Source organism: Aureimonas frigidaquae, from assembly GCF_001463905.1.
Lineage (GTDB): Bacteria > Pseudomonadota > Alphaproteobacteria > Rhizobiales > Rhizobiaceae > Aureimonas > Aureimonas frigidaquae.
On sequence record NZ_BBWR01000017.1, the window covers coordinates 1 to 26,348 of the forward strand.

Sequence of the window (26,348 nt, forward strand, 5' to 3'; positions counted from 1 at the left end):
CACGATCGGCGGCACGACCTACGACGTTTCCGTCTCCGAAGACACGGACGACGTCGGCTACACGGTCGGCGCTGGCGTCGAGTACCTCGTGACGCAGAACTTCTCGCTCGGCGTCGAGTACCTCTACACCGACCTCGGCGACTCGAACCTGAACGTCGACTACACCCCGGTTGCCGGCACGCCGGCAGGCCCGACGACGTTCTCGACCTCGTCGTCCTCGGACCTCGACTTCCACACCGTGTGGGCCAAGGCTTCCTTCCGCTTCAACTAAGAAGCACGAAGGACTGGCGACAGTCTGAAAGGGGCTCCCGGGAAACCGGGGGCCTCTTTTGCGTTTTGCACCGGGTTTCGTTGCTGGCCGAAGGGCAGGGAAGGCGCAAAAGAAAAGGCGCCACGAGGGCGCCTTGCTCCATTTTCGTAGGTGGCAGGCTGCGCTAGTGGCGCAGCTCGGTCTTCTTGCGATATTCCTGGAGCTGCGTGGTCCGCAGTCCCGCAAGACCGTGCCGGTCGATGGATGCCTGCCAGGACAGGAACTCTTCCACCGTCAGCGTATATTTGGAGCAAGCCTCGTCAAGGCTGAGAAGCCCGCCGCGTACGGCAGCGACGACTTCCGCCTTGCGTCGAATGACCCATCGGCGCGTGTTGGATGGCGGTAGGTCCGCCACCGTCAGCGGGCTACCATCCGGCCCGATGACGTATTTCACTCTCGGTCTAACCTGATCGGTCATTGTACTCTCTACACATTGCAAGGACCCAATCGCAGAGACACGCTAGACCAACGCCTTTAAAAAAATCGCTAACCCCCTCGTAACAAATCGATAACGAGTCTTAACCGATCTCGTCAGCTGGCCGGCATCGCCATGCGGCGGCAGATAGGCTATATGTCCGCGCAAGCCATATGGCGCGGCCATCCTTTGACATTGCGGTCGTGTCCAAGAACCGGGAACCCGTTAAACGGCGATGCGCAACAGTCTCGACATTTCAAAGCCGCCCGCGCAGACGCGCGTGGTCGTGGCTATGTCCGGCGGCGTCGACTCATCGGTCGTCGCGGCGATTCTGAAGTCCGAGGGCTATGAGGTCATCGGCATTACCCTGCAGCTCTATGACGGTGGCGCATCCGCCCGCCGGGCGGGCGCCTGCTGCGCAGGGCAGGATATTCACGATGCGCGGCGGACGGCCGAAATCCTGGATATTCCGCATTATGTCCTGGATTATGAGGACAAGTTCCGCGAGCAGGTCATCAACCCGTTCGCGGCCAGCTACATGGCCGGCGAGACGCCGATCCCCTGCGTCGCCTGCAACCAGACGGTCAAGTTCAAGGACCTCCTGTCGACCGCCCGGGATCTGGGCGCGGATGTGCTGGCCACGGGTCATTATATCGAGAGCCGGCAGGACGGGGCGCATCGGCGCCTGTACCGGCCGGTCGATCTTGCCCGGGACCAGAGCTACTTTCTGTATGCCACCACGCAGGAGCAGGTGGATTTCCTGCGCTTTCCGCTGGGCGGACTGACCAAGCCGGAGACCCGCGCCATCGCAGAGCGCCATGGCCTGGGTGTCGCGGCCAAGCCCGACAGCCAGGATATCTGCTTCGTGGCGAATGGTCGTTACACGGACGTGATCCAGAAGCTGCGCCCCGATGCCGGGGAGCCCGGGGAGATCCGGCATCTGGACGGGCGTGTGCTGGGCCGGCATGACGGCGTGGTCGGCTTTACCGTCGGACAGCGCAAGGGCATCGGCGTGGCGGCCGGCGAGCCGCTCTATGTCGTGTCGATCGATGCGCAGCGCCGCGTCGTGACCGTGGGGCCGCGCACGGCGCTGGCAACGGGCCGCCTGCGGCTGCGGGCGGTCAACTGGCTGGGCGCCGGCACCTTCGATGCGGCAGCAGCGGCGCAGACGGAGCTGTTCGTGAAGGTGCGCTCGACCCGGGCACCCACGCCGGCGCGGCTCGGCCTGGACGATGAAGGGCCGTTCGTGGAACTGACGCATGGGGAAGAGGGCGTATCGCCCGGCCAGGCCTGTGCCTTCTATGCCGGAGATGGTGCCGGCTGCGCCGTTCTGGGCGGCGGTGTCATTGCCCGCGCGGAACGGGCGGCAGAGCCCGGCCACACTGTCGATGCAAACCGCACCGCGCTTGCCAGCTAGGCACGGGGCGAGGCCGCTTCCAGAAGCTTGACGACGAGGGCCGCCTCGTCCGGCCCCGTGCGCGGTTCGGCGCGGGTGGCGATGCAGTCCAGGAAATGACGGGCTTCGGCCTCCAACGGCATGCCGCCCGGTGCGGACAGGTATTCCACGGCCGCATCCTCGAAGGCGTAGACGCCATCCTGCGGCCAGACCCGATGGGCGTAGAAGGCGAGCTTGCGGCCTTCCGGCTGCAGATCGTCGAAGGTGAGCATGCCTTGCGTGCCGATGGCGCTCAGCCGGCGGTCGCGGAAGGGCGATATGCGTGACAGGTGTATCTCGGCGCTGATGCCGTTGGCAAAGCGCAGGCGCATATCCGCAACATCGGTTTCGTCGGACAGGACCGTCTGGCGCATCGTTTCCATACGGACATCGTGGCTGCCCGCCAGGTCGAGGACCAGAGACAGATCGTGCGGGGCGAGATCCCAGACGACATCCATGCCGAGAAAGCGGCCGAGGCCCAGCCGGGTCGCCACGATATGGCGCAGCGCCCCGATTCGACCGGCCGCGATCTGACGCCCCATTTCCTCGAAGACGGGGTGGAAGCGCAGGACATGGCCGACCATGAGAATGCGTTTGTGCTCCCGCGCCAGAGCGACACTTCGCTCCGCGTCCCGCGCGTTGAGGGCGATGGGCTTTTCGATCAACAGGTCTTTTCCGGCGGCGAGCGCGCGCTGACCGATGGGCGCATGCAGGCGTGGCGGCAGCGCCAGAACGAGGGCGCCCGGGCCGCCAGGTTCAAGAAGCGCGTCGAGCGGCATGGCCGGAACGCCATATTCGGCGGACAGGCTGGCAGCGCGCGCTTCGTCCGTATCGCTGATCGCGCAGAGGGCGCCGAGGCTCGCCAATGTGCGAACATGGTTCCGCCCCCACTGTCCGCACCCCACCACCGCGACCTTGCTCATCGGCTCCACGCTCCTTCTGCGCTTGCGCGACCGCACGCGGCCGCAGCCCGGCTGAGGTAAAGCCAGGGAAAGGGGAGCGCAAGGTGCGGCCGGCGGGCGAGGGTCCCGAAGGCTCGATGAATCTTATGTGACGGTACTGGTATTTGGTGGCGTCTGTGCCATCCTACGAAGAAGCGATACGTCGCTGGAGAACGGAGGCTGAGATGACCGGCATCGCATTCGAAGAAGGCAAGAGAGATCATGGTCGGGGCCTGCCGCAATCCGCCTGCGCCTACGAAGCGGGGACCCCGGAGTTCGCCGCCTGGCACGAAGGCTGGGGTGAGGCGATGAGCGTCGCGGCCTATGTTTCCGCACCGGCGGTCGGCGGCTCGCACCGCAAGGCGGCGGAGCCGGAACCTGCCGCACGCCTGCTTGGCATTCTCTGACTCAGTCGTTCCTTTCGACCATCGAGGGGCCCCGCCGCATAGCATTGCGCGGGGCCCTTTGCGTGCGGTGAATGCCCGTTGCAACTGCGTAGACGCAACGTTTGCTGGTGACGGGGAGTTTGCAACTGGAACGCGTTTCAGGCTCTATCGCAGCCTGGCAGAGTATAGGGGGAGCATGATGACGATCCGCGCCTTGGTCTGGAACGAATTCATCCACGAGCAGGAAAACGACATCGTCCGGGGGATCTACCCGACGGGCATACACCAGGCGATCGCGCAGGCCCTGACCGAGGAGGACGGTATCGTCGCCGAGACCGCCACGCTGCAGGAGCCAGAACATGGGCTGACACAGGAGCGTCTGGACAAGACCGATGTCCTGATCTGGTGGGGTCACAAAGCGCATGGCGCGGTGGACGATGCGGTGGTGGATCGGGTCCAGCAGCGTGTCGCCGAAGGAATGGGCCTCATCGTCCTGCATTCGGGCCATTTCTCGAAAATCTTCCGGCGGCTGATGGGCACCCCCTGCTCGCTGCGCTGGCGCGAGGCAGGTGAGCGGGCGCGGCTCTGGGTGATCAATCGCAACCACCCCATTGCGCGAGGGGTGGATACGGCCATTGAGCTGCAGCATTCGGAGATGTATGGCGAGCCCTTCCTGGTGCCCGAACCGATGGAGACTGTCTTTATCACCTGGTACGAGGGCGGCGAAGTCTTCCGTTCCGGCCTGACCTATCAGCGCGGCGCAGGGCGCATCTTCTACTTCGAGCCCGGCCACGAAACCTACCCGATCTTCCACAATGCCGATATTCGCCGCGTTCTGCGCAATGCGGTGCGCTGGGCCTACAACCCGGCAGAGCCTTGGAAGGACGTTTCCGAGGCGCCGAACCGGCCCTATGACCAGGCCCGGGAAAAGCTGACGCCCAAGGGGCCCGCGCTGCACAAGTATGGCGAGGCGGGATACCGTTGAGCCAACGCCTGATCATCCTCGGAACGGGAGCGATCGCCCATCGTCATGCGGAGGTGTTCGGCGCCATCCCCGGCATCGTCCTGGCCGGCGCCATCGACACCAATCGCGAGCGGGCGCGGGCTTTTGCCGCGCTGCACGGGGTGGAGGCGTCCTTCGGGTCGCTCGACGATGCACTCGAATGGGGCGCTTTCGATGCTGCGGTCAACGCCACGCCCGACGCCGCGCATCATTCCACCACGCTTTCGCTGATCGCCGCCGGCAAGCCGGTCTTCTGCGAAAAGCCGTTGGCGCTCAACCATGGCGATGCGCTGGAGATGACCGAAAGCGCCGAGCGTGCCGGTCTCATCAACATGGTCAACCTGACCTATCGCAACGCGCATGCGATCCAGATGGCGCGCCGCATGGTCCTGGCCGGGGAAATCGGCGACGTCCGGCATGTGGAGGCGAGCTATTTGCAGAGCTGGCTGACCGGCCGGCATTGGGGGGATTGGCGCACCGACGAGCGCTGGCTGTGGCGGCTATCCTCCGCCCACGGCTCGAAGGGCGTGTTGGGGGATATCGGCATCCACATCCTGGACTTTCTGACCTTTGGCACGGGGCTCGATGTGGCCGCCCTGCATGCGCGCATGCGCACCTTCGACAAGGCCGATGGCGGACGGATCGGGGATTACCGCCTGGATGTGAACGACAGTGTCGCCATGACGGTGGAAATGGACAATGGTGCGCTCGGGGTCGTCCACATGTCCCGTTACGCGACCGGGAACCTCAACGATCTGAACCTTGTCATCCATGGCACGATGGGCGCGCTGAAAATCTGGGCCAACCATCAGGACTCGCGGCTGAGCGCCTGCACGGGAGCCGATATCGATACGGCAAGCTGGCGTATGGTCGACTGTCCGCAGACCCCCCGCAACGAGCATCGCTTCGCGCTCGCCCTGATGTCGGGAGAGAACGGGCAGCCGGATTTCCGGCATGCGGCAGAGGTCCAGAAGCTGTTGGACCTTGCCTTCGTTTCGGATGCGCAGGGGCGCATGCTGCCGGTGGAGCCGTCACATGCGCTTGGTTGAAATGTCTTTGCGACGACAAATCGCAGGTTCATGCTATCGCCTGCGCGCAAAGCCATTATGCGGTGGGTCCTACGGAGCTCTATGATGGACGACAACAGTTCGGCACCCGTGCCCTTGCCGGCCCCGGGACGCGAGGTTGAGCTGAAGCTGCTGGTGGACGGGGGAAGCGCGGAACGCTTCCTGGCCGCCGAACTGCTTGCGACGCCGCAGGACCGGCAGAGCATTCGCACCATCTACTACGATACGGTTGACGCCGACCTGCGTGCCGCCGGCTTCATTCTTCGGGTTCGGGCCGCTGGCGGGGCCTTCAAGCAGACGGTCAAGGCGGCCGGCAGCCAGACTGCGGGGCTGTTCGCCCGGCCGGAATGGGAGCAGACCGTGCCGGGGCCGGCGCCGATGATCGATGACACGACGCCTTTGAAAATCTTTCTGGGCGCGCGGCTGAGCGCCCTGGCGCCCGTGTTCGAGGTGCGCGTCGAGCGGCGGACCTGGCTGATCGAGGAGGGCGAGGCGACCTGTGAGCTGGTGCTGGATTGCGGCTCGGTGATCGCCGGCGATCGATCCACACCGGTGTGCGAATTCGAGCTCGAACTGCGCAGCGGGCCGGCGCGCAGCCTCTTCGACCTTGCCCGCCGGATCGATGCGATCGCGCCCGTGCGCCCGGGGCTGCTGACCAAGGCCGAACGCGGCTTCCGCCTGCTGGGCCCCGCGCGGGAGGTGACCCGATCCGAGAAGCCGGACCTGTCTCCCGACATGACGAGCGCCGTCGCGTTCCAGCGCATTGCCGCGGCCTGCATACGCCAGTTCGGCCTGAACGAGGCCCTTATCGACCCGACCTTTCCCGACGCGCTCCATCAGGCGCGGATCGGCCTTCGGCGCCTGCGCTCGGCCATGAAGGTGCACAAGGCCATGCTGGCGGATGAGCGTTTTGCTGCCATCTCTGCCGACCTGGCGTGGCTGGCAGGGGTGCTCGGCCATGCCCGCGACCTCGATGTCGTGGCGCGCCATCTGGATGACGCGGCCTTGGCGCAGGCGCGGAGCGCGGCCTATGACACGGTGCGCGTAGAACTGGCATCGGACCGGACGCGGCGTCTTCTTCTTGATTTGTCGGAATGGCTGTCGACCGGCGCCTGGTTGACGCGCCCGGAGACGGCCACCTTGCGACAGGAGCCCGTGCGCGACTCTTCTGCGGCCATTTTGAGCCGCCTGCGCAAGAAAGTGCGCAAGGCAGGACGCAATCTGACGGAGTTGAGCGACGAGGACCGTCACACCGTGCGCAAGACGGCCAAGAAGCTGCGCTACACGGCGGAGTTCTTCGCACCGCTCTTCGACGACAAGCGCGGGCGGCGTCGGCGCGGCGCCTTCTTTGCAGCCATCGAGCAGTTTCAGGATCATCTGGGCGCCTTGAACGACATGGCGAACCTGCCGTCGACGCTGGAGGGGATCGGCATTGCGCCGCCGGCGGATCTGGCCCCGGATCCGGAGCGGCGCAAAGCCATGCTGGACGCCGCGGAAGCGGCGCATTCGGACCTGTCCGACACCAAGGCCTTCTGGCGCTAGGTCAGATCAGGCTGCCCCTCGGCCGGCTGACGCTGTGGGATACGTTCTGGACGAGACGGCGCTGAGCGTGTGTCGTGACGTGTTCGGCAAGCACGACGAATGTCGGCCCGTCCCCCGAACCCAGGAGCTTGATCCGGCCGCTGGCCAGAAGGTCGCCCAGAAGCTTGAACTCATCGTCCCGAAACAGGTCCAGGCAAATGGGACGCGATGGAACGCAGCGCAAAGCCTGGAGCAGTTTGGCTGCCTGTTTCATGCAATAACTCCTGATGATCCGCCCCATCCGGTGCGCATGCCGATCGGCGCATCGGGCGTCGATCGTCTTAAGATTGGCGCGCGACCCACCGGATGGACGGAGTCGCGACCAAACGGGCCGTACCATCCCGGCCGAAGCCGGCGGCACAACCCGAACGCGCGTGACTTGAAACAAATGCCTGCCTAAAAACCCCCTTTCCCCGAAACGGGCATACACAAAAACGGCCTTGAGTCCGTTTGGATGCATAAAATTGAAAATAATTTGGGCCGTGCCAAGATCCGGCCTGTGGGCCCCGCATGACGCGGCCGGCTGGGCGCGCTATGGTGGCCTTCCCGCAAAAGAGCCGGAGCGGATCGACCATGCGGCTGCTTCTGGCAGAAGACAACGAGGATCTCGGGGACGCCGTCTATCGGCACCTGAAGAATGCGGGCCACTCGGTGGAGTGGGCCCAGCGCGGCGATGCCGTCCTCGACGCCGTCCGTGCCGAGCCCTACGATGCGCTTATCCTGGATCTGATGCTGCCGGGACGGGACGGCATATCCATCATCGAGGAACTGCGCCGGGCGCGCAACGCCATCCCCATCCTGGTGGTGACGGCACGGGCGGAGATCGACGATAAGGTCAGCCTTCTCGACCGGGGTGCCGACGACTATCTGGTCAAGCCCTTCGACCTGCGGGAGCTCGATGCGCGCCTGCGCGCCATTCTGCGCCGGCCCGCCGGCCGTATGACGAGCCTGGTGACCTATGGCGATCTCACCGTCGATCTGGCCGGTCACAGCGTCGCCATCGATCGCCACCCGGTGGAACTGTCCCGACGCGAGTTCCGGCTGTTGGAAATCCTTCTGGCGCGCATGGGATCGGTGGTGCCGAAAGAGCGCCTGATGGCTCAGCTCTTCAGCTTCGACGAGATGGTCTCCATCAACGCGCTGGAGCTCTATGTCTCGCGCCTGCGGCGTAAGCTCGACGGCGCGGCACTGGAAATCGTTACGATCCGCGGGGTCGGCTATGTCGCGCGGCTCGCCGATGATGGCGAGTGACGGCTTCTCGATCCGCCGCCGCATCCTGTGGCTGGCCATCGCGCTGCTTGTCGGCGCCGGACTGGCGTTGATCGTCTTCGTCCAGGATTATGCGCGCCGGGCTTCCGATACGGCCTATGACAGGCTGTTGTCGGCCTCGGCCTTCACCATTGCCGGCGCTGTGCAGGCGGAAGCCGGGGACGTGACTGTGGAGCTGCCGCTCGCATCCTTCGCCATGTTTGCCGATGACGACCGCGTCTTCTATGCCATCACCGGGCCGGACGGGGGCTTCGTGACGGGCTATCGCGAGCTGGGCGCCGGCCTGCCCGTCGCATCCGATGCGGGGCCGCATTACGCCGATGTGGAGTTCAAGGGTGAGACGGTCCGGATCGCGACGGTGGGGCGGCTCGTTTCTACAGCCTCCGGCACCGGGTGGGTCACCATCCGCGTGGCCGAAACGAAGGGCGAGCGCGCGGTCCTGGCCCGGGAAATCCTGAGCAATGCGCTGTTGCCGATCGTCGCCATGACGCTTCTGGCCATCGGCCTGGTGTGGTTTGCGATTGGCCGTGCCTTCCGGCCCCTGACACTCCTGGAGCGCAACCTGAACCGACGCTCCCCCGACGATCTTTCGCCGGTCGAGGAGGCGGTACCGACAGAGGTGCGGCGACTGGTCGGCGCGCTGAACGACTTCATCGGCCGGCTCGCTTTGGCCACCGAACGGCTCGGCGCGCTGGTGGCCGAGGCCGCGCACGAGGTGCGCACCCCCCTGGCGTCGCTGCGCGCCCAGGCTGAGGTCGCCCTGGCGGAGAACGATCCGGCGGCGCTGCGCCGGCGCGTGGAGCGCATCCATCAAGGGGCCGTACAGGCCAGCCACCTCGTCAGCCAGCTCCTGATGGACGCCACCGTCGCGCACCGGCTCGAGGCACGGCGCGTCGATCCGGTGCTGGTGGGCGACCTGGTGAACGAGGTGGTTGGACGGCTATCACCCGATCTCTCCGAACGTCTGGATGTCGATCTTCCCAGCGCGGCCCGCAGCCTTGCCATCGATGCGGACAGGGTTGTCCTGCGGGAGATGCTCCGCAATCTGATCGACAATGCGCTGACCTATGCGCCGGGGCCGGTGCTGGTCGAGGTGGTGGCCGTGGAGGGCGCTGCCGTCCTGTCGGTGATCGATCATGGGCCCGGCATCGCCGCGGCCGAGCGGCAGGCCGTGACGCAGCGTTTCCGGCGCGGCAGCGCCAGCCAGGGCACCAGCGGCTCGGGCCTGGGCCTCGCCATCGTGGCGCGCGTGGTGGCGGCATCCGGCGGAAGCCTGCAACTCGACGATACGCCGGGCGGCGGGCTGACCGCGCGCGTGCGCTTGCCCGCACGGCGGACCGGTTCCCCGGCGCGACAGAATTCCCGGGGGTTGGCTGCGGTCGGCTCGGCAATGCTTCTGGCCGCGCTCCTGGTGCTGCCGGAGCAGGGGCACGCAGGCGGCATCAAGACCGCCCCGTCCGGCCGGACCGATCAGACGCTGACAATCCTCGGCACCACGGACACGCCGCTGTTCGATCCGCTCATCGAAGGGTTCCAGCGGGTCAATCCCGACATTTCCGTGCGCTACGAGGAAGGGGAGACCCTGCCGATCTATGAGGAGGTGGTGGCCGGGACGGCCGATCCGGCGCCGGACCTCATCATCAGTTCGGCGGCCGATCTGCAGGTCAAGCTTGCCAATGACGGGCTCGCCCAGGCCTATGAGGCGCCTGCGCTTGCCAGTCTGCCGCGTTGGGCACAGTGGCGGCGCGAGGTCTTCGGCTTCACCTTCGAGCCGGCCGTCATCGTCTACAACCGGCGGCTCGTCCAGCCGCAGGAGGTGCCGCGCACGCGCATCGCGCTGGCCGAGCTCCTGGAGCGCGATCCGGCCCGCTTTGCCGGCAAGGTCGCGACCTACGATATCGCCACGAGTGGGGTCGGCTACCTGCTCGCGGCGCAGGATCAGGCGATCTCCTCCTACTTCTGGCGGCTGGCCAATGCGTTCGGGCATGTGGATGCGATCCTGTCGGGCAGCAGCCCGGACATACTGGATCGGATCGAGAGTGGGGAGCTGGCGCTCGGCTACAACGTGCTCGGCTCCTATGCTCTGGCACGCCAGGCGGCCGGGCAGGAGATCGGCGTCGTAGTGCCGGACGATTACGTGCTCGTGCTGACGCGCACCATGCTGATCCCGCAAGGGGCACGGCAGCCGGAACTGGCGCGCCGTTTCGTCGACTTCGTCCTGTCTGCCGAAGGGCAGGCCATCCTGGCCGGGCCCATCGCGCTCGGCGCCGTGATGCCCGGAACGGTCGGCGCCCACACATCCGACACGATCGCCATGATGGGGCGCGGTACCGTGCAGCCGATCGGGCTCGGGCCGGGGCTGCTGGTCGCCCTGGACGGGCAGCGCCGGGCCCGCTTTCTGGAAACCTGGCTCGAGATCGTCGGCCCATGACAGGATAACGACAGGTCGCTTCGCCTAGACTTGTTCCAAGCATGCGGTCGTCCGGTTGGAGCGGAGCCGCAGGTTGAAGGAATTGCGCTCAAACGCGCATCTGGGAGGAAGACATGAAGCGTTTCATCGCTGCTGCCATGCTGGCGGCGGGTATGTCCAGCGGCGCCTTCGCGCAGGCTGCATCCTACGAAATCATGGCGCCGGCATCGCCGGGCGGCGGCTGGGACCAGACGGCCCGCGCCATGCAGACCGTGCTCCAGGAGACCGGCATTGCCAGCGACGTGCAGGTCGTGAACGTTCCCGGCGCCGGCGGCACCATCGGGCTCGCGCAATTCGTCCGCGGCAAGGAAGGCGATCCGAGCGCCTTGATCGTCGGCGGTTATGTGATGGTCGGCGCGATCCTGACCAACAATTCACCGGTGACCCTGGCCGAGGTGACCCCGATCGCGCGGTTGACGGGCGAGGCCGAGGCCATCGTCGTGCCGGCATCCTCGCCGTTCCAGACCATCGACGACCTGGCTGCCGCGCTGAAGGAAAACCCCGGCGCCGTTGCCATTGCCGGCGGCTCGGCGGGCGGAACGGACCATATCGCGGCCGGCCTTTTTGCCGATGCCGCAGGCGTCGACCCAACCAAAATCAACTACATCGCCTTTTCCGGCGGCGGCGAAGCGCTGGCGGCGATCCTGGGGGCGCAGGTCGCTGCGGGTATTTCCGGCTACGGGGAATTCGAGTCCCAGATCCAGGCCGGCACCTTGCGGATCCTGGCGGTGACGACCGACGATCGGATCGAGGGCGTCGACGCGCCGACGCTGAAGGAAGCGGGCTACGACGTGTCGCTGGAGAACTGGCGCATGGTGTCGGCCGCGCCCGGCATCACGGCCGAAGAGACCGCCGCCATTACCGCCAACATCGAGAAGATGGTGCAGAGCGAGGAGTGGAAGGCGGTTCTGGAGCGCAACAACTGGCAGGATGCGTTCCTGGCCGGTGATGCGTTCAAGACGCAGCTTCAGACCGATATCGAGAACACCCGTGCGATCCTGACCAAGATCGGGCTCGTCAAGGGATGACCGATCTTCGGCAGGAACAAGCCGGACAGCGCCGCCCCGACCGGGCGGCGTTTGCCATCGGCATCGCGCTCGGCGTGCTCGGCCTTGTCGTCGGCATCGACGCCAGCCAGCTCAGCGGGGGCGCTTACGCCCAGATCGGCCCGACGGCCTTTCCCTATGCCATCGCCGCCGCACTTCTGGTCCTGGCGGCCTGGACCATGGTCGAAGCCTGGCGCGGTGATTTTCCGGCGCGGGACGTGGACAAGATCGATCCCATCGCCTGGATCGTCGGCGGGCTCGCGGCGCAGGCGCTGCTGCTGCATGCGGCCGGCTTCTCGATCGCGACGGGCCTGCTCTTTGCCGCGACGGCGCGTGCCTTCGGCAAACGGCAATTGTGGAAGACGATCCCCATCGGCATCCTCCTGTCGCTCGCAGTCTGGGGTGTGTTCTTCGGTCTCCTGCGTCTGCGCCTTCCGGCCGGGCCGCTGGAATCCCTTTTCATCTGACCATGGCGGAGCGCTAAAAACATGGACACGCTCGCGCTTCTGGGCCAGGGCCTGATCACGGCCGCCCAGCCCATCTATCTCCTTTACGCGCTGATCGGCGTTACTCTGGGAACGGCGGTCGGTGTTCTGCCCGGCATCGGACCCGCGCTCACGGTGGCGCTGCTCCTGCCCGTGACCTACCAGCTCGACGCGACGGGCTCCCTCATCATGTTCGCCGGCATCTACTATGGCGGCATGTATGGCGGATCGACGACGTCGATCCTTTTGAACACGCCGGGGGAAAGCGCCTCGATCATCACCGCGCTCGAAGGCAACAAAATGGCCCGGAAAGGGCGCGGCGGCCCGGCATTGGCCACGGCCGCGATCGGCTCCTTCGTGGCAGGGCTGATCGCCACGCTCGGCCTGGCCTTCATTGCCCCCTATATCGTGCGCTTTGCCCTGTCCTTCGGACCGGCAGAATATTTCGCCCTGATGATCCTGGCCTTCGTGACCGTCTCGGCCGCCTTCGGCGATTCCGCCCTGCGTGGTCTGACGGCGCTGGCGCTCGGCCTGACGCTCGGGCTCGTGGGGATCGACCTGCAGACCGGCCAGGCGCGCCTGGCCTTCGGCATTCCGGAGCTCCTGGACGGGATCGAGGTGACGACACTGGCCGTCGCGCTGTTTGCCATCGGCGAAGCGCTGGTCATTGCCGGCGGATCGTCCCGCGACGACGGGCAGGTGGTGGCCGTCAAAGGCTCCGTCTGGATGAGCCGGGAGGACTGGAAGCGTTCGTGGAAGCCCTGGCTGCGCGGCACCGTCATCGGCTTCCCGATCGGCGCGATGCCTGCCGGCGGCGCGGAGATCGGCACCTTCCTCTCCTATACGACAGAAAAGAGCCTCTCCAAGCATAAGGAAGAGTTCGGCCACGGCGCCATCGAAGGCGTCGCCGGGCCCGAAGCGGCCAACAACGCCTCGGCTGCCGGCACGCTGGTTCCGCTGCTGACCCTCGGCCTGCCGACCTCCGCCACGGCGGCGATCATGCTGGCTGCGTTCCAGCAGTTCGGACTGCAGCCCGGGCCGCTCCTGTTCATGACATCGCCGCAGCTCGTCTGGGGGCTGATCGCCAGCCTTCTGATCGCCAATCTGATGCTGGTTGTCCTGAACCTGCCGCTGATCGGTCTTTGGGTCCGGCTTCTGACGATTCCGAAGCCATGGCTCTATGCCGGCATCCTCGTTTTCGCAACGCTCGGCTGCATTGGCGCCAACAACTCGTCGACGGAACTCGGCATGCTTCTGGCCTTCGGCCTCGTCGGCTACATGCTGCGGCGGTTCGGCTACCCGATCGCCCCGGTCGTCGTGGGCCTGATCCTCGGACCGATGGCAGAGCAACAGTTGCGCCGGGCCCTCGCCATCAGCCAGGGGGATCCGATGGTGCTCGTCCATTCGCCGTTGGCGATCATCCTCCTGACCCTGGCGGTGCTGGCGCTGGTCGTGCCGATGATCATGCGGGCGCGGGGCCGCGGAGAGGTCCTGTCGCAGATGGCGTCTGACGAGGACTGATCGGCCGCTATGTCTGATCGAAGTTGGGGCCGGTCGCCGTGAGGCGGCCGGCCTTTTGCATTGGGTCAGGTCGCGGCGTCAGTCGCGCGGCGGGGGCGGCGGCCCGTCGCCGCCCATGGCCGGAAGCTTGTCCAGAAGCGGCTTGGCAGCGTCGATGCAGGCCTTGATCGGCTCGTCCCCGCACTTCACCTCGACCGCGACTCCGCGCCCGAGCTTGACCTCGAAACCCTTGCCGGGAGGCGGCGGCGGGCCGTGACGGCCTGGGCCACCCGGCCCATCCGGACCGCGGTCGGGCCGCATGCCGGGACCGTCCGGTCCGCCGGGCGGCGGCGGGGGAGGCGGCGGCGCGTCACCTGGCATGGCAGCGGGGCCGGCCGGCGCGGGCAGTGGTGGCGCGTCCTGCGCATGGGACACCGATGCAACCGCGACCGTCAGGGCCGACGCAAGCAGAAGTTTCTTCAACATGGACCGTCTTCTCCAGGCATGATTGCCCGGCCACATAACGCCCTTGTGTTCAATAGGGTTCTCCCCCGCGACAATTCGTGCACCGCGACACTCGCCATGGTCATGCGCAACGACCCGTGGTCTAAGGGCGCCCATCGTCACGCTTGCCTTGCCATGGGCCGGCGCGAAGAGAAGGGACAGGCATGATCAGAGCACTCTACGACTGGACCATGCGGCTTGCCGCACGCCCACGCGCGGCCTATGCGCTGGGAACGGTCTCCTTTGCGGAAAGCTCCTTCTTCCCCATTCCGCCGGATGTGCTGCTCATCCCCATGGTCATCGCGGAGCGCCGGCGTGCCTGGCGCCTGGCCTTCATCTGCACGGCCGCCTCGGTGCTCGGGGCCATGCTCGGCTACGCGATCGGCGCCTTCGTCTTCGAGGAACTGGCCCTGCCGATCCTGTCCGTCTATGGCTATGCCGACGAGTTCGAGGCCTTTGCAGAGGCCTATAATGAATGGGGCGCCTGGATCGTCCTGATTGCCGGCGGGCTGACGCCGCTGCCTTTCAAGGTCGTGACGCTGGCCAGCGGCGCCACAGGCATGAACATCTGGGTCTTTCTTGCCGCCGCCATCGTGGCGCGCAGCTCGCGCTTCTATACGGTGGCGGCGCTTCTGTACTGGTTCGGCCCCCCGGTGCGGGACTTTATCGAAAAGCGGCTGACACTCGTCTTCACCCTGGGCGTCGTTGCCGTTCTCGGCGGCTTTCTCGCCATTCGCTTTCTGCATTAGGGCAGCCAGGGCTCGGAGGGCGTCGCAGGGCAGCATCGATGGGCCCCTATGCCTTCCGCTGGTGCAAGGCCGAGCCCATTGCCGTCAGCCTGTGTTATAGACCCTGCAGGATCGACCGCCCGGCACCGCCGTCGGTCGCAATGTCAGCAGGAAGCTATGTAATGAGCGATCTTTCCGGCCAGCCCGACCTCACGCCCTGGAAGGTGGGCCTGCGCGGACGCTGTCCACGGTGCGGCGAAGGGCATTTGTTCAAAGGCTTCCTCACCATTGCGGATCGCTGCGATCATTGCGGGCTGGATTTCGACTTTGCGGATCCGGCGGATGGGCCGGCCTTCTTCGTTCTCTGCTTTGCCTGTCTGCCGGCTATGTTCCTGGCGGTCTGGATCGAGGTGAGTTTCGAGCCGCCCTTCTGGGTGCACATCTTCACCTCCCTTCCGGCGCTGCTGATCTCCTGCATATTGCCGCTGCGCCCGCTCAAGGGCTGGCTGGTCGCCAGCCAGTTCCGCCACAAGGCGGCGGAAGGGCAGATCGATCGCGGAGCGGGTGACGACGCCGCGCGGGATTGAGGACTGAACCAGGCAGCGCACACGAAAAAGCCGCTGGGGATCTCACCCAACGGCTCCGGCGCTCTCTGCAGAGAAGTGCGACTTCGATCATTCAGCGCGCCAGTACATCCGTGATCGGGCGAACATTCAAAGCCTGAGCGCATCAACCTCTCGGGGGACGCGCTGCACTGACAGCCATATAGGCTGCCTTTGCCTGCATGTCAAGAATCACCCTTACCGATCGCGATCGCGGAGGCTGAAGCCGAGGACGAAGCCGACCACGCCGGCCACCAGCAAGGCGGAGAGGGGGCTGTCATTGACCTTCCGGCGCACAACCTTGCTTCCCTGCTGAGCATAGGCGCCTGCATTCTCATACAGGTCCGACGCGTAGCGCGAGGCTTCGCCCGCCGCTTCGCGAAGGGCATCGCGGCCCTGCCCGTAAAGGTTCTCGGCAGTGCCCGCGGCCTCGCGTGCACGGCCTTCAGCGGAATGGCGGTCCGAACCCACGGCATCGCCGAAAGCGCTCTGCACCTTGCCGCCGAATTCCCGCGCGGCGCCTTCGACTCGGTTCTTATCCATGGCTGATCGCTCCAAAACTACGACGCCGCCAGATCGGGCGCCGAAGCTATAAGCTTTAAGCGACGGTTTGGTTTCGTGGCTGGGCGTGAATTCGGCGGGTCTTTCTAACAGAAATGCCTGAAGGAAACGCAGGGACGGGCGCCGACGCCGCCAGCACAGAGCTCCCCGAACTCAATCTTGATAGGGTATCGCGAAGCACCGTTCGCGGCTCAACGACCGGGAGGCGCAAGCACATAAATCGCGTCCGCGTCGGCCGCATCCCGCAGGCCCTTGTAGGACGCATGCCGCAGGCTTCCATCAGCCGTCCAGGCCCGGAACTCGATCTCGGCATTCAGGACCGGTTCGACATAAACCGCACTCTTACGGGCCACACGATCGGGAGGGCTCACGCGCCCCAGTTCATCGAGACGTTTGCGAAGCGCTCTTGCCTCTGCATTCGAGAAGCCGGTGCCCACCGCACCGACGGGCACAAGCTCGCCCTGACGGAGCGCTCCGAGCATAAGGCTGCCGACGGCGCCTGGCAGTTTGGTCGACGGCTCGTACCCCAGGATGGCGAATGTTTCGCTCATGATGCACTTGATCTTCAACCATTCGCCGTGGCGCCCCGACCGGTAGGGCTTATCGCGGTGCTTGGCGATGATCCCTTCCAGCCCGAGTTCGCAGGACAAGCGGAGGAGCTCATTGCCATCGGCATTGATATCCTCCGACATGCGGATGGCGCCCGTATGCCCGTCGAGAAGATCGCCGAGGATCTGCCGGCGCTCCTCCAGCACCATGCCTGTCAGGTCGTGCCCATCGATGTAGAGGAGATCGAAGGCATAGAAGACGATCTGCGTGCCGGTGATCGCCTTGCCGCCGCGTCCGCCGAGGGCCTTCTGCAGTTCGGAAAAATCCGATCTGCCCTGCGCGTCGAGAACGACGACTTCACCGTCAAGGATCAGCGTGCTGCTTTTGAGTGCCCGCGCGGCCTTTGCAAGGAACGGGAAACGGTGCGTCCAGTCATGGCCGTTGCGGGTCAGGATCCGCACGGCGGACAGATCGATATGCACGGCCAGGCGATAGCCGTCCCATTTGACCTCGAAGCTCCATTCCGGCCCCGTCGGGACGGTGGATGTCAGGAGCGCTAGGCAGGGATCGATGCGGTCCGGCATGGGATCGAAGTGAAGCGATCCCTGCCGCGGATCGTGCTCGATCGGTCGCTCACCGCGGCGGGTGGCCCCTGCTTCGGCACGGAGCTTAATGGTACGCGAAGCTTTGCCCGGACGTCTCGCCATGCCTCATGCTGGACATGAAGCCTTTAAGATCAGGTTGCCGCGCCGCGGGCGGGGGGCTTCGACCCTCAACGGCGGCAGGGGCGCCTTCGTCCCTGCCGCGCGCGTCGCGTCTACTTTTTCTTGGATGGCGTCGTCGAAGAGATGCCACCCTTGAGGCTGGGTGCCGCCGCGATGACCTTCTCCTGCACCTTCTTCGGCTTGCGCTCTTCTTTTCCGCCGCGTCGTTTCTCGCCCATGGGTCCGCTCCTCTCGAGGGTTACGCGCCATTATCGCACGGATCGGCGGCGGCAGCCTCATGGATTCGCAGCCTCGATGAAAGGGCATCCGACGATTTAACGTGCATTGGCACCGGCATCAGGGTTTTGCCTAGAGCCGGCCATCGCGGCATATGCTATTCAGCCAGATCATGCGCGCAGGATACGAAGCACTGACGGAAGAGCTGGAACGAGCCCGTGTTGCGTGGCTCTACTTTACCGGTGGGCTGACACAGCAGGAGATTGCCTCGCGCCTCGGCCTCACGCGGCTGAAGGTCAACAAGATCATCGGCCAGGTTCAGGCCGACGGCCTCGTGCAGATCGATGTGCGGTTGCCGCTCCTCGATTGCGTTTCGCTCGCGGAGGAGGTGGGGGAGCGCTACGGTCTCGTCGATGTCGTCGTGGTGCCTGATATAGACGACTACATGGAGCAGAAGCGCGTCATCGGCGAAGCGGCGGGTTCAATGGCTGCGGCGCTGATCGCCGGGCAGGATTTCGGCATCGGCATTGCGAGCGGACGCACTTTGAGCTTCGCCGTCCGGACGATCCCGGCCAAGCCGCATCCAAGATCCTGGGTCGTGGGGCTGACGGGCGGTGTCACGCGGTCTTCCGGCACCAACACATTCGAGGTCGCCACCAGCTTCGCGCGCCGGCTCAGCGTCGAATGCCACTATCTGACGGCGCCGATCTACTGCGCCACGGCCGAAAGCCGTGAGGCCCTTCTTTTGAATGACGAGCTGACCGATGTCCTTGCCCGCACGGAGATCGCCGACTTTGCCATGACGTCCTGCGGATCGCTCGCGCAGGACACGACGCTGACCCATATCCGGGCCGTGAAGGACCACCTGGACGACATATTGCGGCTCGGGGCCGTGGGCGAGCTGATGGGCTGCTTCCTCGACATGGACGGTCGGCCGATCGACCATTTCCTCAACGAATCGGTGATCGCCCTGAACCCGGACAAGCTCAAGCTGAAACCCTATTCGATCCTCGTCTCGGGGGGCACGGACAAGATCCAGATCATCCGCGCCATCCTGCGGGGCGGCTACGTGAACCGCCTCGTTACCAATGAGAGCGTCGCGCGGGCCCTGCTCATGGGGCCGCGCTGAACGACAGAGGGTCCATGATTAGGGCCGGGCGACACCGGATCATGCAACCTTCAACCCGGTGCCCGCATCCTGCAGGGCCTCTGCCATGGCGCGCAGGATGACGAAGGAGGACGCTGCCCCCGGATCGATATGGCCTTTCGACCGCACGCCGAGCTTGGCGGAGCGTCCACGCCGTGATTCCAGCTCAGCGGTTGCCTTCATGCCGACCTCGGCCCCATCGCGCGCGGCCTGCAACACGGCAAGCTCCGAGCCGCCGGCCTGCGCACGTTCGCGCGCGGCCGCCACCGCCGGCACCCATGCATCGATCATCGTCTTGTCGCCGGGCTCGGCGCGGCCACGATCCTGTATCCCCTGCAGCGCCGCTGCCAACCAGATCGCGATGCCCGCGCCGTCGAGGTTGAGGCGATCGCTCACAGCCGCGCCCGCACGCAGGAAGGCCGTTGCATAGAGCGGCCCCGACGAAGCGCCGACGGCATCCAGGAAGGCCTTGGCCATGCGTTTGCAGATGGCCTCGATCGTATCGTCCTCGCCATTCGCGGCGAGCGCGGTCTGCACCGCCTTCCAGCCGATTTCCATGGTGATCCCATGATCGCCGTCGCCGATCACCCCGTCGAGTTCGGACAGCCAGGCTTTCTGCGCGATGATGTCGTCGCCCACCCGCCGCATCATGTCGCGGAAGATCGCAGGCGTGACGGTCCCCTCCTGCCGCAGGTTCCGCGGGCTGGCAGCGTCCGCAACAGCTGCTGCCGGCGTGCGCCTCTGGGTCGTTTGGGTGCTGCGCGACGCGGCATGCGCACCGACCGGGGCCGAGCCCACCGTCAGTGCAACCGTCCGACAGGGATGGTCGAGGAGCGTGGTCAACTCGTCATCCAGAAGGACCAGCGTGATCGAAGCGCCCGCCATTTCGAGCGATGTCGCATATTCGCCCACCCAGGAGTGGTGGATGGACACGCCGCGCGAGTCGAGGATCTGCTTCACCCGGTTGAACAGGATGTAGAGTTCGACATAGGAGGTCGAGCCGAGCCCGTTGACCAGCACAGCAACGCGCGCGCCTTCGGGAGGATTCATCTCGGCAAGGATGGTGCCCAGGAGTTCGTCGGCAACGGCGTTGGCCGGGGCGAGGGTCTGGCGACGCACGCCCGGCTCCCCGTGCAGGCCCATGCCGATTTCCATCTCGTCATCGCCGATCTCGAAGTTCGGCTTGCCGGTTTGCGGCAGCGAGCAGGCGCCGAGCGCCACACCCATCGACAGCGTGGCATCGTTGGCCTTGCGGGCCAGCGCCTCCACGCGTGCCAGCGGTTCGCCGCGGTCTGCGGCAGCACCCGCAATCTTGAAGACGAAGAAGTCCCCGGCGATGCCACGCCGTTCGGCGCGCTTGTCGACGGACGCGGAGGCCACGTCGTCGGCCACTGCCACCTGGCGCACGGCCACGCCCGAGGCTTCCAGCTCCTCGGCGGCCATGGTGAAGTTCAGGACGTCGCCGGTGTAGTTGCCGTAGAGCAGGACGACGCCGGCGCCGCCATCGGCGGCGCGGGCGGCATCCAGGATCTGTTCCGGCGACGGCGAAGCGAAGATGTTTCCGAGGGCGGCGGCATCTGCGAGGCCTCTGCCGACATAACCCGCAAAGGCCGGCTCATGGCCCGAGCCGCCGCCGATCACGATGCCGACCTTGCCGTCTCGCGGACCGTCGCGCGCCACCACGGCACGGCCGGTCTGGCCTTCGACGCGCAGGAGGTCGCAGTGGGCGGCGGTTAGTCCGCCGATCATTTCGTCGATGATCGTTTCGGGTGCGTTGATGAGTTTCTTGGTCTTGGTCACGGGACGCTCTTTCGGCAAGTTCAGGCCGCGTCGCGGCGAAGATAGCGGCGGGACAGCGCATCGAAGGAAATGGCCACGACCACGATGGCGCCCGATACGACGCCTTGCCAGTAGGGCGAGACGCCGAAGAGGACGATGATGTTTTCGATAATGGCGATGATGCAGGCGCCGAAGATGGCGCCGAGCGGCGAGCCGATGCCACCCGTCGTCGCGACGCCACCGATGACCGCCGCGGCGATGGGTGCCAGGACCCAGGTCTGGCCGATCGACGGTTGGGCCGTGCCAAGCCGCGCGACCATCAGGAGGCCGGCCAGCGCCGACAGGAGTCCGGCCAGGGTAAAGACCAGGAGACGGATCCGATCGACGCGGATGCCGAGCATGCGCGCGGCGGCGGGGTTGTTGCCTATGGCATACATGTATCGCCCCATCGGCGTCTTGACCGTCAGAAAGAGGGCGAGCAGCAGCACCACCAGCATTATCACGAAGGGGACGGGAAGCGTCAGCCAGTCGCCGCGCCCCAGAAACTGGATATCGGCCGGAATGCCGGTGATGGCCACGCCCTTGGTCAGGACAAGGATTGCCCCGCCATAGATGCCGGCCGTGCCGATGGTCAGGACCAGCGAGTGCAGCCCGAGCGTCGTGACCAGAAGGCCGTTCAGAAAGCCGAGCGCCATGCCGAGGAGGAGCGCCAGCGGCAGCGCCACCAGTGGCGACAGCCCGGCCTGGACCATCAGCATGCCCGAGACGATCCCGCACAGGCCGCCGATCACGCCGAGCGACAGGTCGAGTTCGCCGAGAATCATCAGCGACGACTGGGCGATGGTGATGAGCCCGACGAAGGCAAGCCCGCGCGCGATCACCGACATGTTGTAGCCCGACAGGAAGTAGGGCGAGATCAGCGCCGACGCGGCAAAGATGACGAGCAAGGCGACGAAGACGCCGGCAAGCGGGTTGCGTATGAGGAGCGAGATGAGGCCGGCGGGCTTGGTACCATCATCCTTGGCTGCTGCAGCTTCAGTCGACATGACGAGCCTCCAATGGGGTCTCTCCGGTCGTTGCGGGGCCGGTCGCGAAGATGGCGCCGACGAGTGTTTCCGTATCGGTGGTCGCTGCGTCGAAATCGCCGGTGACGCGGCCGGAATGCATGGTCACGATGCGGCTCGCGCAGCGGCGCAATTCATTCATTTCGGACGAGATGAGGATGATTCCCACGCCCTCTTCCGCAAGCGTCTTCATGATGCGGTAGATCTCGGCCTTGGTTCGGATGTCGATGCCCTTGGTGGGCTCGTCGAAGATCAGGATGTGCGGCGTCGTCGCCATGGCGCGCCCGATGATGGCCTTCTGCTGATTGCCGCCCGAAAGCTGGGATATGCGTTTGCCCATGCCCGCGGTGCGAATGCCGTAATCGTCGATGACCCGCGCGACCAGGCTGCGCTCTTTGCGGAAATCGATCCCTGCCGCGCCGCTTGTCAGCGACAGAACGGAGATGCCGATATTTTCGCGCAGCGAGAGGAGCGGGAATATGCCGTGGTGCTTGCGCTCCTCGGACAGGTAGAGCATCCCGTTCGCGACGGAGGCGGCCGTGTCGCCGAGGCGCCACGGCTTTCCCTCCACGCTGACCGATCCGGCGGTGGCGTTTCGAAAGCCGAAGATCGTCTGCATCAGTTCGGAGCGTCCCGCGCCGACGAGGCCTGCAAAGCCCAGAATCTCACCACGCCGCAGCGTGAAGGAAACGTCTTCGAACATGTGCCCTGACAGGTGGGCAACGTCCATGATCGGCGCGCCGACCGCACAGGCCGGCCGGAAATGGTCGTCCATGGCGATCTCGCGGCCGGACATGGCGCGGATCAGGCGGGGCTCGTCGATGTCGGCGATGCGACCCGCCTCTACCTTCTCGCCGTTGCGCAGGACGGTGTAGTCGTCGCCGATGGCGAAGACCTCCTCCATCTTGTGCGAAATGAAGACGATGGCGTGGTCGCGGTCGAGAAATCCGCGAATGACCTTGAAGACGCGCTCGACTTCCCGCGCGGTGAGGGCGGATGTCGGCTCGTCCAGGATCAGGACCTTCATCTGCGCGTTGGTGGATGCCCGCGCAATCTGGAGAAGCTGCTGGTCGGGCACGGAAATGTTGCGGACCAGTTCGCCCGGATGGGCTTCGATGCCGAAGCGGTCGAGATAGGTCTGCGCTTCCGCGCGCATGCGCCGCTTGTTGACCAGCCCGCCATGCCCCGTCCGGTCGAAGGGCATGAATAGGTTCTCCGCGACGCTCATGTCGGGAAACAGGGACAGCTCCTGCGGAACGTAGGCGATATTGCGGAACAGCTCCGCATGTTCGAGCGGATCCCGGCCGTCGATCATGACGGTGCCGCTTGTCGCCCGGTCCGATCCTGTCAGAATCTTGACCAGGGTGGACTTTCCGGCGCCGTTCTCGCCGGCCAGGATGTGGCAACGTCCAAGCTCGATCGACAGGTCGACGCCCGACAGCGCCGTGACGCCCGGAAACTCGCGCGTCAATCCGCGCGTCTCGAGATAGGCCATGGATCCTCCCCTTTGGCCCTGGCGATGCGGGTTTGGGAAGGCGGCTGCCGCCTTCCCACGCTCTCGATCGATCAGCCGCCGATATTGTCCTTGGTCAGGAAGGCGCTGCCCGTGTCGACATAGTCGGGGACAGGCGCGCCGGTGACCTGGGCCCAGAGCAGCATGACGGACCAGTAACCCTGCATCTCCGGCAGAGAGGCGGATGAGCTGTCGGCCACGCCGGAGCGGATGAGGTCCAGCATCTCGGCGAGATTGTCCAGGCCGACCAGCTTGACCTGATCCTGCTTACCGGCTTCGACGATCGCCTGGCCAATGCCGATCGGGCCGGCCGCGTCCGATGCCACCCAGCCCTTGAGGTTCGGATTGGCCTGCATGATCGCGGCCGCCTGCTGCTGGGCGGTCTCGATGCTGTCGTTGTCGATACCTTCGGCCACGACCTTGATACCGGGATGCTCGGCGAAGACATCGCGGTGGCACTGGGCACGGATCGAATGGTTGGGGGCGGTGGGCACGCCCATCATGATGGCGACCTCGCCTTCACCGCCGAGAATTTCGACCAGCCGACGCGATGCGATCTTGGCCTGCTCGCAGAAGTCCATGCCGATGGTGGGGATCTTCATGCCTTCCGGGGCCACGGAATCGAAAATCGCCAGCGGGATATCCTGGCTTTGAGCCGCTTCCAGTGAAGCGCGGTTGCCGGCCGGATCCAGAAGATCGATGGCGATGCCATCGGGGCGCGTCGAGATGGCGCTTTCCACGATCTGCACCTGCTGGACGACGTCGGCCGTCTGCGGCGCCGAATAGACGATCTCCACGTCGGCGCCGGTCTGCGCCTTCAGAGCGGCCGCCGCCATCTGGGCGCCCTCGTTTACCTTGTCGAACCAGGGGTGAACCACCTTCGGCACGATCAGGAAGCGGTAGCTGTCCTTCTTGACAGTGCCCGGCGCGTCCTGAGCGCCAGCTGACAATGGCAGCATCAACGCAGCGGCTCCCGCCAATGCGAGCGCGAATTTCTTCATGAGATGTCTCCCGTTCCTCCAGCGCAAACTTGCGCCCTCCGACCTCGGGCGACCTCCATCAGCACCGAAGCAAGGAACAGGCTACATCTGTAAAATCGTTTTTACAACAGTGTGAGTGAGGCGTGCAGCTTGGGGTTCGCACGAGTCTGCGGCGGTTAGCCTGACGTGTTGAAGGGCAATCGACAGCAGCAAGGCGGGGTCGTGTGGGCGTCGGGCTTATCCTGGCACCGACGGCGCTATAACTACATCGCTTTGTGGGGAAACAGCGAGGGCGAACGAGAAGGGACCCTGAGCTTCCACTGATCGCTCAAGGCGCCTTGCACGCCTTGGCAAAGGACGCAGTGCCGAACGCATATGCGGACGGAGCGAAGGATGCTCCACTGGAAAGGCCGAAAAGTCGAACCGAACGAAAATCTTATGGCAATGGAAATTGAGTGGTAGCGGAGGAGGGACTCGAACCCCCGACACGCGGATTATGATTCCGCTGCTCTAACCAACTGAGCTACTCCGCCCCGGGCAGGCCCGTGAGGGCCGCCGTCTGCTGCGGCGGGCCGCAGGCAGTGGCGCGATATAGGGAAAGCGCCGGGACGCTGTCAAGCGTCTCGCGTCACTTCTGATCGTCGGTCCGCAGATAGGGCTCGACAGGGCCCTTCAGCTTCAGCGTCAGCGGCTTGCCGCGGCGGTCCAGCGACTTGCCCACGCTGACGCGCACCCATCCCTCGCTGACGCAATATTCCTCGACATTCGTCTTTTCGACGCCCTTGAACTTGATCCCGATGCCCTGTTGCAGAAGCGCCTCGTCGTAGAAGGGGCTGGACGGGTCGTTGGACAGGCGGTCCGGTAGCTCGGTCATGGACGGTCCTCTTTGTCGGCGGTCTTCAGTTGCGCGCCTTAAAGCACGGGCCGCGGGAAGGGAAGCGCCAGCATTGACTTGGCAGGCACGATGGGCGACACACGATCCTCGATTTGGTCAGGCCAATTATGGTCACGACGTCCGGGGGGAAGATATGAGCATCGACGCACGTGCCGCAAAAATCTTTGCGCCTGAGGATCTGCGCCTGGTCGACGAGCGGCTGGACGACGTGGCGCCCGGCATGGTCCGGATCGCCTTCGGCGCCGGCGGCATTTGCGGTTCGGACATGCACTACTTCCGGCATGCGCGCACGGGCGACTTCGTCGTGACCTCGCCGCTGACGCTCGGTCACGAGGTTGCAGGGACCATCGCCGAACTGGGTGCGGGCGTGTCCGGCCTGGCGGTCGGGGACCGCGTCGCGGTGAACCCTTCGCGCTGGTGCGGCACCTGCGGGCCGTGCCGCGAAGGCCGTGAGAACCTGTGCGAGAACATCTATTTCATGGGATCGGCTTCGAAGACGCCGCATATGGCCGGTGGCTTCGCCTCCTATTTCGATGCCGTGCCGGCGCAATGCGTGGTCATACCGGATGGCGTGGCCATGGAGGCTGCCGCCTTGGCCGAGCCTTTGTCGGTTTGCATGCATGCCGTCGCCCGCGGGGGCGATATGAGCGGCCGGCAGGTGCTGGTCATGGGCGGCGGGCCCATCGGGTTGTTGACGGCCATGGTCGCCCGGCATCGCGGCGCGGCGCGCGTCGCCCTGGCCGATATCGCGGCGGGGCCGCTGGCCTTTGCGGCGCAGGTCGGCTGCGATCCGGTCATCGACGTGTCGAAGGAGGATCTTTCGACGGCGCTCGGTACGCCTCCGGATGTCGTCTTCGAGGCGACGGGCAGCCCGGCCGGCCTGAATGCCGCCATCCGGGCCGTGCGGCGCGGTGGCACCGTGGTGCAGATCGGCAACCTTGCCGCCGGGGAACTCCCCATCCTGGCCAATTCGATCATGTCCAAGGAAATCGACCTGAAAGGCTCGTTCCGCTTCGGCAACATCTTTCACGAGGCGGTGGGGCTGATTGCCGACGGCACCATCGACGTGACGCGCCTGATCACCGCCCGCCGTCCGCTGGAAGAGGTCGTTCCGGCGTTCCGGCTGGCGCTCGACCGTTCGCAGAGTGTGAAGGTGATACTGACCGCGTCCTGACGG

The 26,348-nt window shown here is 65.6% G+C and carries 27 protein-coding genes and 1 tRNA gene; 15 read left to right on the forward strand and 13 right to left on the reverse strand.

The genetic code is table 11. The features are described 5' to 3' along the window. Window positions 1-271, forward strand: a 271-nt coding sequence (locus AUL30_RS16090) for an outer membrane protein (protein ID WP_157070244.1), incomplete at its 5' end; no start/stop codon positions are given. A 163-nt stretch (window positions 272-434) separates the two neighbouring features. Here AUL30_RS16090 and sciP read toward each other — a convergent pair. Beyond that, window positions 435-728 (reverse strand): CtrA inhibitor SciP, encoded by a 294-nt coding sequence (gene sciP, locus AUL30_RS16095; RefSeq protein ID WP_062228930.1) that lies wholly within the window; start codon window positions 726-728, stop codon window positions 435-437. A 232-nt stretch (window positions 729-960) separates the two neighbouring features. On the opposite strand from sciP, the gene mnmA reads away from it, so the two are divergent. Beyond that, window positions 961-2,142: a tRNA 2-thiouridine(34) synthase MnmA gene (mnmA, locus tag AUL30_RS16100; protein WP_062228931.1), complete on the forward strand. Its 1,182-nt coding sequence runs from the start codon at window positions 961-963 to the stop codon at window positions 2,140-2,142. Here the strand turns inward: mnmA and AUL30_RS16105 are convergent. Beyond that, window positions 2,139-3,083 carry a Gfo/Idh/MocA family protein gene (locus AUL30_RS16105; protein ID WP_062228932.1) on the reverse strand — a complete coding sequence of 315 codons (945 nt, stop codon included), beginning with the start codon at window positions 3,081-3,083 and terminating at the stop codon, window positions 2,139-2,141. The genes mnmA and AUL30_RS16105 overlap by 4 nt on opposite strands. A 203-nt stretch (window positions 3,084-3,286) precedes the next feature. Between AUL30_RS16105 and AUL30_RS16110 the strand changes: the two genes are divergently transcribed. The 4 genes from AUL30_RS16110 (at window position 3,287) to AUL30_RS16125 (ending at window position 7,099) form a co-directional block, all read left to right on the forward strand. Continuing rightward, the gene (locus AUL30_RS16110; protein ID WP_062228933.1) at window positions 3,287-3,508 is read left to right on the forward strand and encodes a hypothetical protein; all 222 of its coding nucleotides are present in this window, start codon (window positions 3,287-3,289) and stop codon (window positions 3,506-3,508) included. 178 nt (window positions 3,509-3,686) lie between these two features. Next, on the forward strand, window positions 3,687-4,472 hold the full coding sequence (locus AUL30_RS16115; RefSeq protein WP_062229105.1) for a ThuA domain-containing protein: 786 nt from the start codon (window positions 3,687-3,689) through the stop codon (window positions 4,470-4,472). Continuing rightward, the gene (locus AUL30_RS16120) at window positions 4,469-5,539 is read left to right on the forward strand and encodes a Gfo/Idh/MocA family protein (protein WP_062228934.1); all 1,071 of its coding nucleotides are present in this window, start codon (window positions 4,469-4,471) and stop codon (window positions 5,537-5,539) included. The genes AUL30_RS16115 and AUL30_RS16120 overlap by 4 nt, the downstream gene beginning before the upstream one ends. 81 nt (window positions 5,540-5,620) lie before the next feature. After that, window positions 5,621-7,099: a CYTH and CHAD domain-containing protein gene (locus AUL30_RS16125; RefSeq protein WP_062228935.1), complete on the forward strand. Its 1,479-nt coding sequence runs from the start codon at window positions 5,621-5,623 to the stop codon at window positions 7,097-7,099. A 1-nt stretch (window position 7,100) separates the two neighbouring features. Here the strand turns inward: AUL30_RS16125 and AUL30_RS16130 are convergent, their stop codons facing one another. Continuing rightward, window positions 7,101-7,352 (reverse strand): hypothetical protein, encoded by a 252-nt coding sequence (locus AUL30_RS16130; protein ID WP_157070247.1) that lies wholly within the window; start codon window positions 7,350-7,352, stop codon window positions 7,101-7,103. Between the two features lie 296 nt (window positions 7,353-7,648). Between AUL30_RS16130 and AUL30_RS16135 the strand changes: the two genes are divergently transcribed. From AUL30_RS16135 to AUL30_RS16155, 5 genes are all read left to right on the forward strand, one after another. Further along, the gene (locus tag AUL30_RS16135) at window positions 7,649-8,389 is read left to right on the forward strand and encodes a response regulator transcription factor (RefSeq protein ID WP_306302740.1); all 741 of its coding nucleotides are present in this window, start codon (window positions 7,649-7,651) and stop codon (window positions 8,387-8,389) included. Further along, on the forward strand, window positions 8,376-10,838 hold the full coding sequence (locus tag AUL30_RS16140) for a sensor histidine kinase (RefSeq protein ID WP_062229106.1): 2,463 nt from the start codon (window positions 8,376-8,378) through the stop codon (window positions 10,836-10,838). The genes AUL30_RS16135 and AUL30_RS16140 overlap by 14 nt, the downstream gene beginning before the upstream one ends. A gap of 113 nt (window positions 10,839-10,951) precedes the next feature. Beyond that, the gene (locus AUL30_RS16145) at window positions 10,952-11,905 is read left to right on the forward strand and encodes a Bug family tripartite tricarboxylate transporter substrate binding protein (protein WP_062228937.1); all 954 of its coding nucleotides are present in this window, start codon (window positions 10,952-10,954) and stop codon (window positions 11,903-11,905) included. After that, complete coding sequence (locus AUL30_RS16150; RefSeq protein WP_062228938.1) at window positions 11,902-12,390, forward strand: tripartite tricarboxylate transporter TctB family protein; 489 nt, start codon at window positions 11,902-11,904, stop codon at window positions 12,388-12,390. Before AUL30_RS16145 ends, AUL30_RS16150 begins: the two co-directional genes overlap by 4 nt. Before the next feature lie 21 nt (window positions 12,391-12,411). Next, entirely contained in the window at window positions 12,412-13,929 is a 1,518-nt protein-coding gene (locus AUL30_RS16155; RefSeq protein ID WP_062228939.1) for a tripartite tricarboxylate transporter permease, read from the forward strand. Window positions 13,930-14,007: 78 nt separating this feature from the next. Here the strand turns inward: AUL30_RS16155 and AUL30_RS16160 are convergent, their stop codons facing one another. Beyond that, window positions 14,008-14,394 (reverse strand): hypothetical protein, encoded by a 387-nt coding sequence (locus AUL30_RS16160; protein ID WP_062228940.1) that lies wholly within the window; start codon window positions 14,392-14,394, stop codon window positions 14,008-14,010. A 182-nt stretch (window positions 14,395-14,576) separates the two neighbouring features. Here AUL30_RS16160 and AUL30_RS16165 point away from each other — a divergent pair, with 182 nt between their 5' ends. Both AUL30_RS16165 and AUL30_RS16170 read left to right on the forward strand, forming a co-directional pair. Beyond that, window positions 14,577-15,161, forward strand: coding sequence for a YqaA family protein (locus tag AUL30_RS16165; protein ID WP_062228941.1), 585 nt, complete (start codon window positions 14,577-14,579; stop codon window positions 15,159-15,161). Between the two features lie 161 nt (window positions 15,162-15,322). Continuing rightward, a complete protein-coding gene (locus tag AUL30_RS16170; RefSeq protein ID WP_062228942.1) occupies window positions 15,323-15,727 on the forward strand; it encodes a DUF983 domain-containing protein in 405 nt (134 codons plus the stop codon). A 213-nt stretch (window positions 15,728-15,940) separates the two neighbouring features. Here the strand turns inward: AUL30_RS16170 and AUL30_RS16175 are convergent, their stop codons facing one another. From AUL30_RS16175 to AUL30_RS20220, 3 genes are all read right to left on the reverse strand, one after another. After that, entirely contained in the window at window positions 15,941-16,285 is a 345-nt protein-coding gene (locus tag AUL30_RS16175; RefSeq protein WP_062228943.1) for a CsbD family protein, read from the reverse strand. A 209-nt stretch (window positions 16,286-16,494) separates the two neighbouring features. Continuing rightward, window positions 16,495-17,436 carry a non-homologous end-joining DNA ligase gene (gene ligD, locus AUL30_RS16180; protein ID WP_244490870.1) on the reverse strand — a complete coding sequence of 314 codons (942 nt, stop codon included), beginning with the start codon at window positions 17,434-17,436 and terminating at the stop codon, window positions 16,495-16,497. 233 nt (window positions 17,437-17,669) lie between these two features. After that, complete coding sequence (locus AUL30_RS20220; protein ID WP_280137399.1) at window positions 17,670-17,795, reverse strand: hypothetical protein; 126 nt, start codon at window positions 17,793-17,795, stop codon at window positions 17,670-17,672. 152 nt (window positions 17,796-17,947) lie between these two features. On the opposite strand from AUL30_RS20220, the gene AUL30_RS16185 reads away from it, so the two are divergent. Further along, window positions 17,948-18,922, forward strand: coding sequence for a sugar-binding transcriptional regulator (locus AUL30_RS16185; protein ID WP_244490871.1), 975 nt, complete (start codon window positions 17,948-17,950; stop codon window positions 18,920-18,922). Between the two features lie 39 nt (window positions 18,923-18,961). Here AUL30_RS16185 and dhaL read toward each other — a convergent pair whose 3' ends face one another. The 6 genes from dhaL to AUL30_RS16215 form a co-directional block, all read right to left on the reverse strand. Further along, window positions 18,962-20,740, reverse strand: a complete 1,779-nt coding sequence (dhaL, locus tag AUL30_RS16190; protein WP_083508000.1) for a dihydroxyacetone kinase subunit DhaL — start codon at window positions 20,738-20,740, stop codon at window positions 18,962-18,964. Between the two features lie 20 nt (window positions 20,741-20,760). Further along, window positions 20,761-21,765 (reverse strand): ABC transporter permease, encoded by a 1,005-nt coding sequence (locus AUL30_RS16195; protein WP_062228945.1) that lies wholly within the window; start codon window positions 21,763-21,765, stop codon window positions 20,761-20,763. Continuing rightward, complete coding sequence (locus AUL30_RS16200) at window positions 21,755-23,278, reverse strand: sugar ABC transporter ATP-binding protein (protein ID WP_062228946.1); 1,524 nt, start codon at window positions 23,276-23,278, stop codon at window positions 21,755-21,757. The genes AUL30_RS16195 and AUL30_RS16200 overlap by 11 nt, the downstream gene beginning before the upstream one ends. A gap of 71 nt (window positions 23,279-23,349) precedes the next feature. Beyond that, complete coding sequence (locus AUL30_RS16205) at window positions 23,350-24,297, reverse strand: substrate-binding domain-containing protein (RefSeq protein ID WP_062228947.1); 948 nt, start codon at window positions 24,295-24,297, stop codon at window positions 23,350-23,352. Between the two features lie 435 nt (window positions 24,298-24,732). Then, window positions 24,733-24,809: transfer RNA gene (locus tag AUL30_RS16210), tRNA-Met, on the reverse strand. 95 nt (window positions 24,810-24,904) lie between these two features. Beyond that, window positions 24,905-25,150, reverse strand: coding sequence for a DUF3297 family protein (locus AUL30_RS16215; RefSeq protein ID WP_062228948.1), 246 nt, complete (start codon window positions 25,148-25,150; stop codon window positions 24,905-24,907). 154 nt (window positions 25,151-25,304) lie between these two features. Here AUL30_RS16215 and AUL30_RS16220 point away from each other — a divergent pair, with 154 nt between their 5' ends. After that, window positions 25,305-26,345, forward strand: coding sequence for an L-idonate 5-dehydrogenase (locus AUL30_RS16220; protein WP_062228949.1), 1,041 nt, complete (start codon window positions 25,305-25,307; stop codon window positions 26,343-26,345). Window positions 26,346-26,348 lie beyond the last annotated feature (3 nt).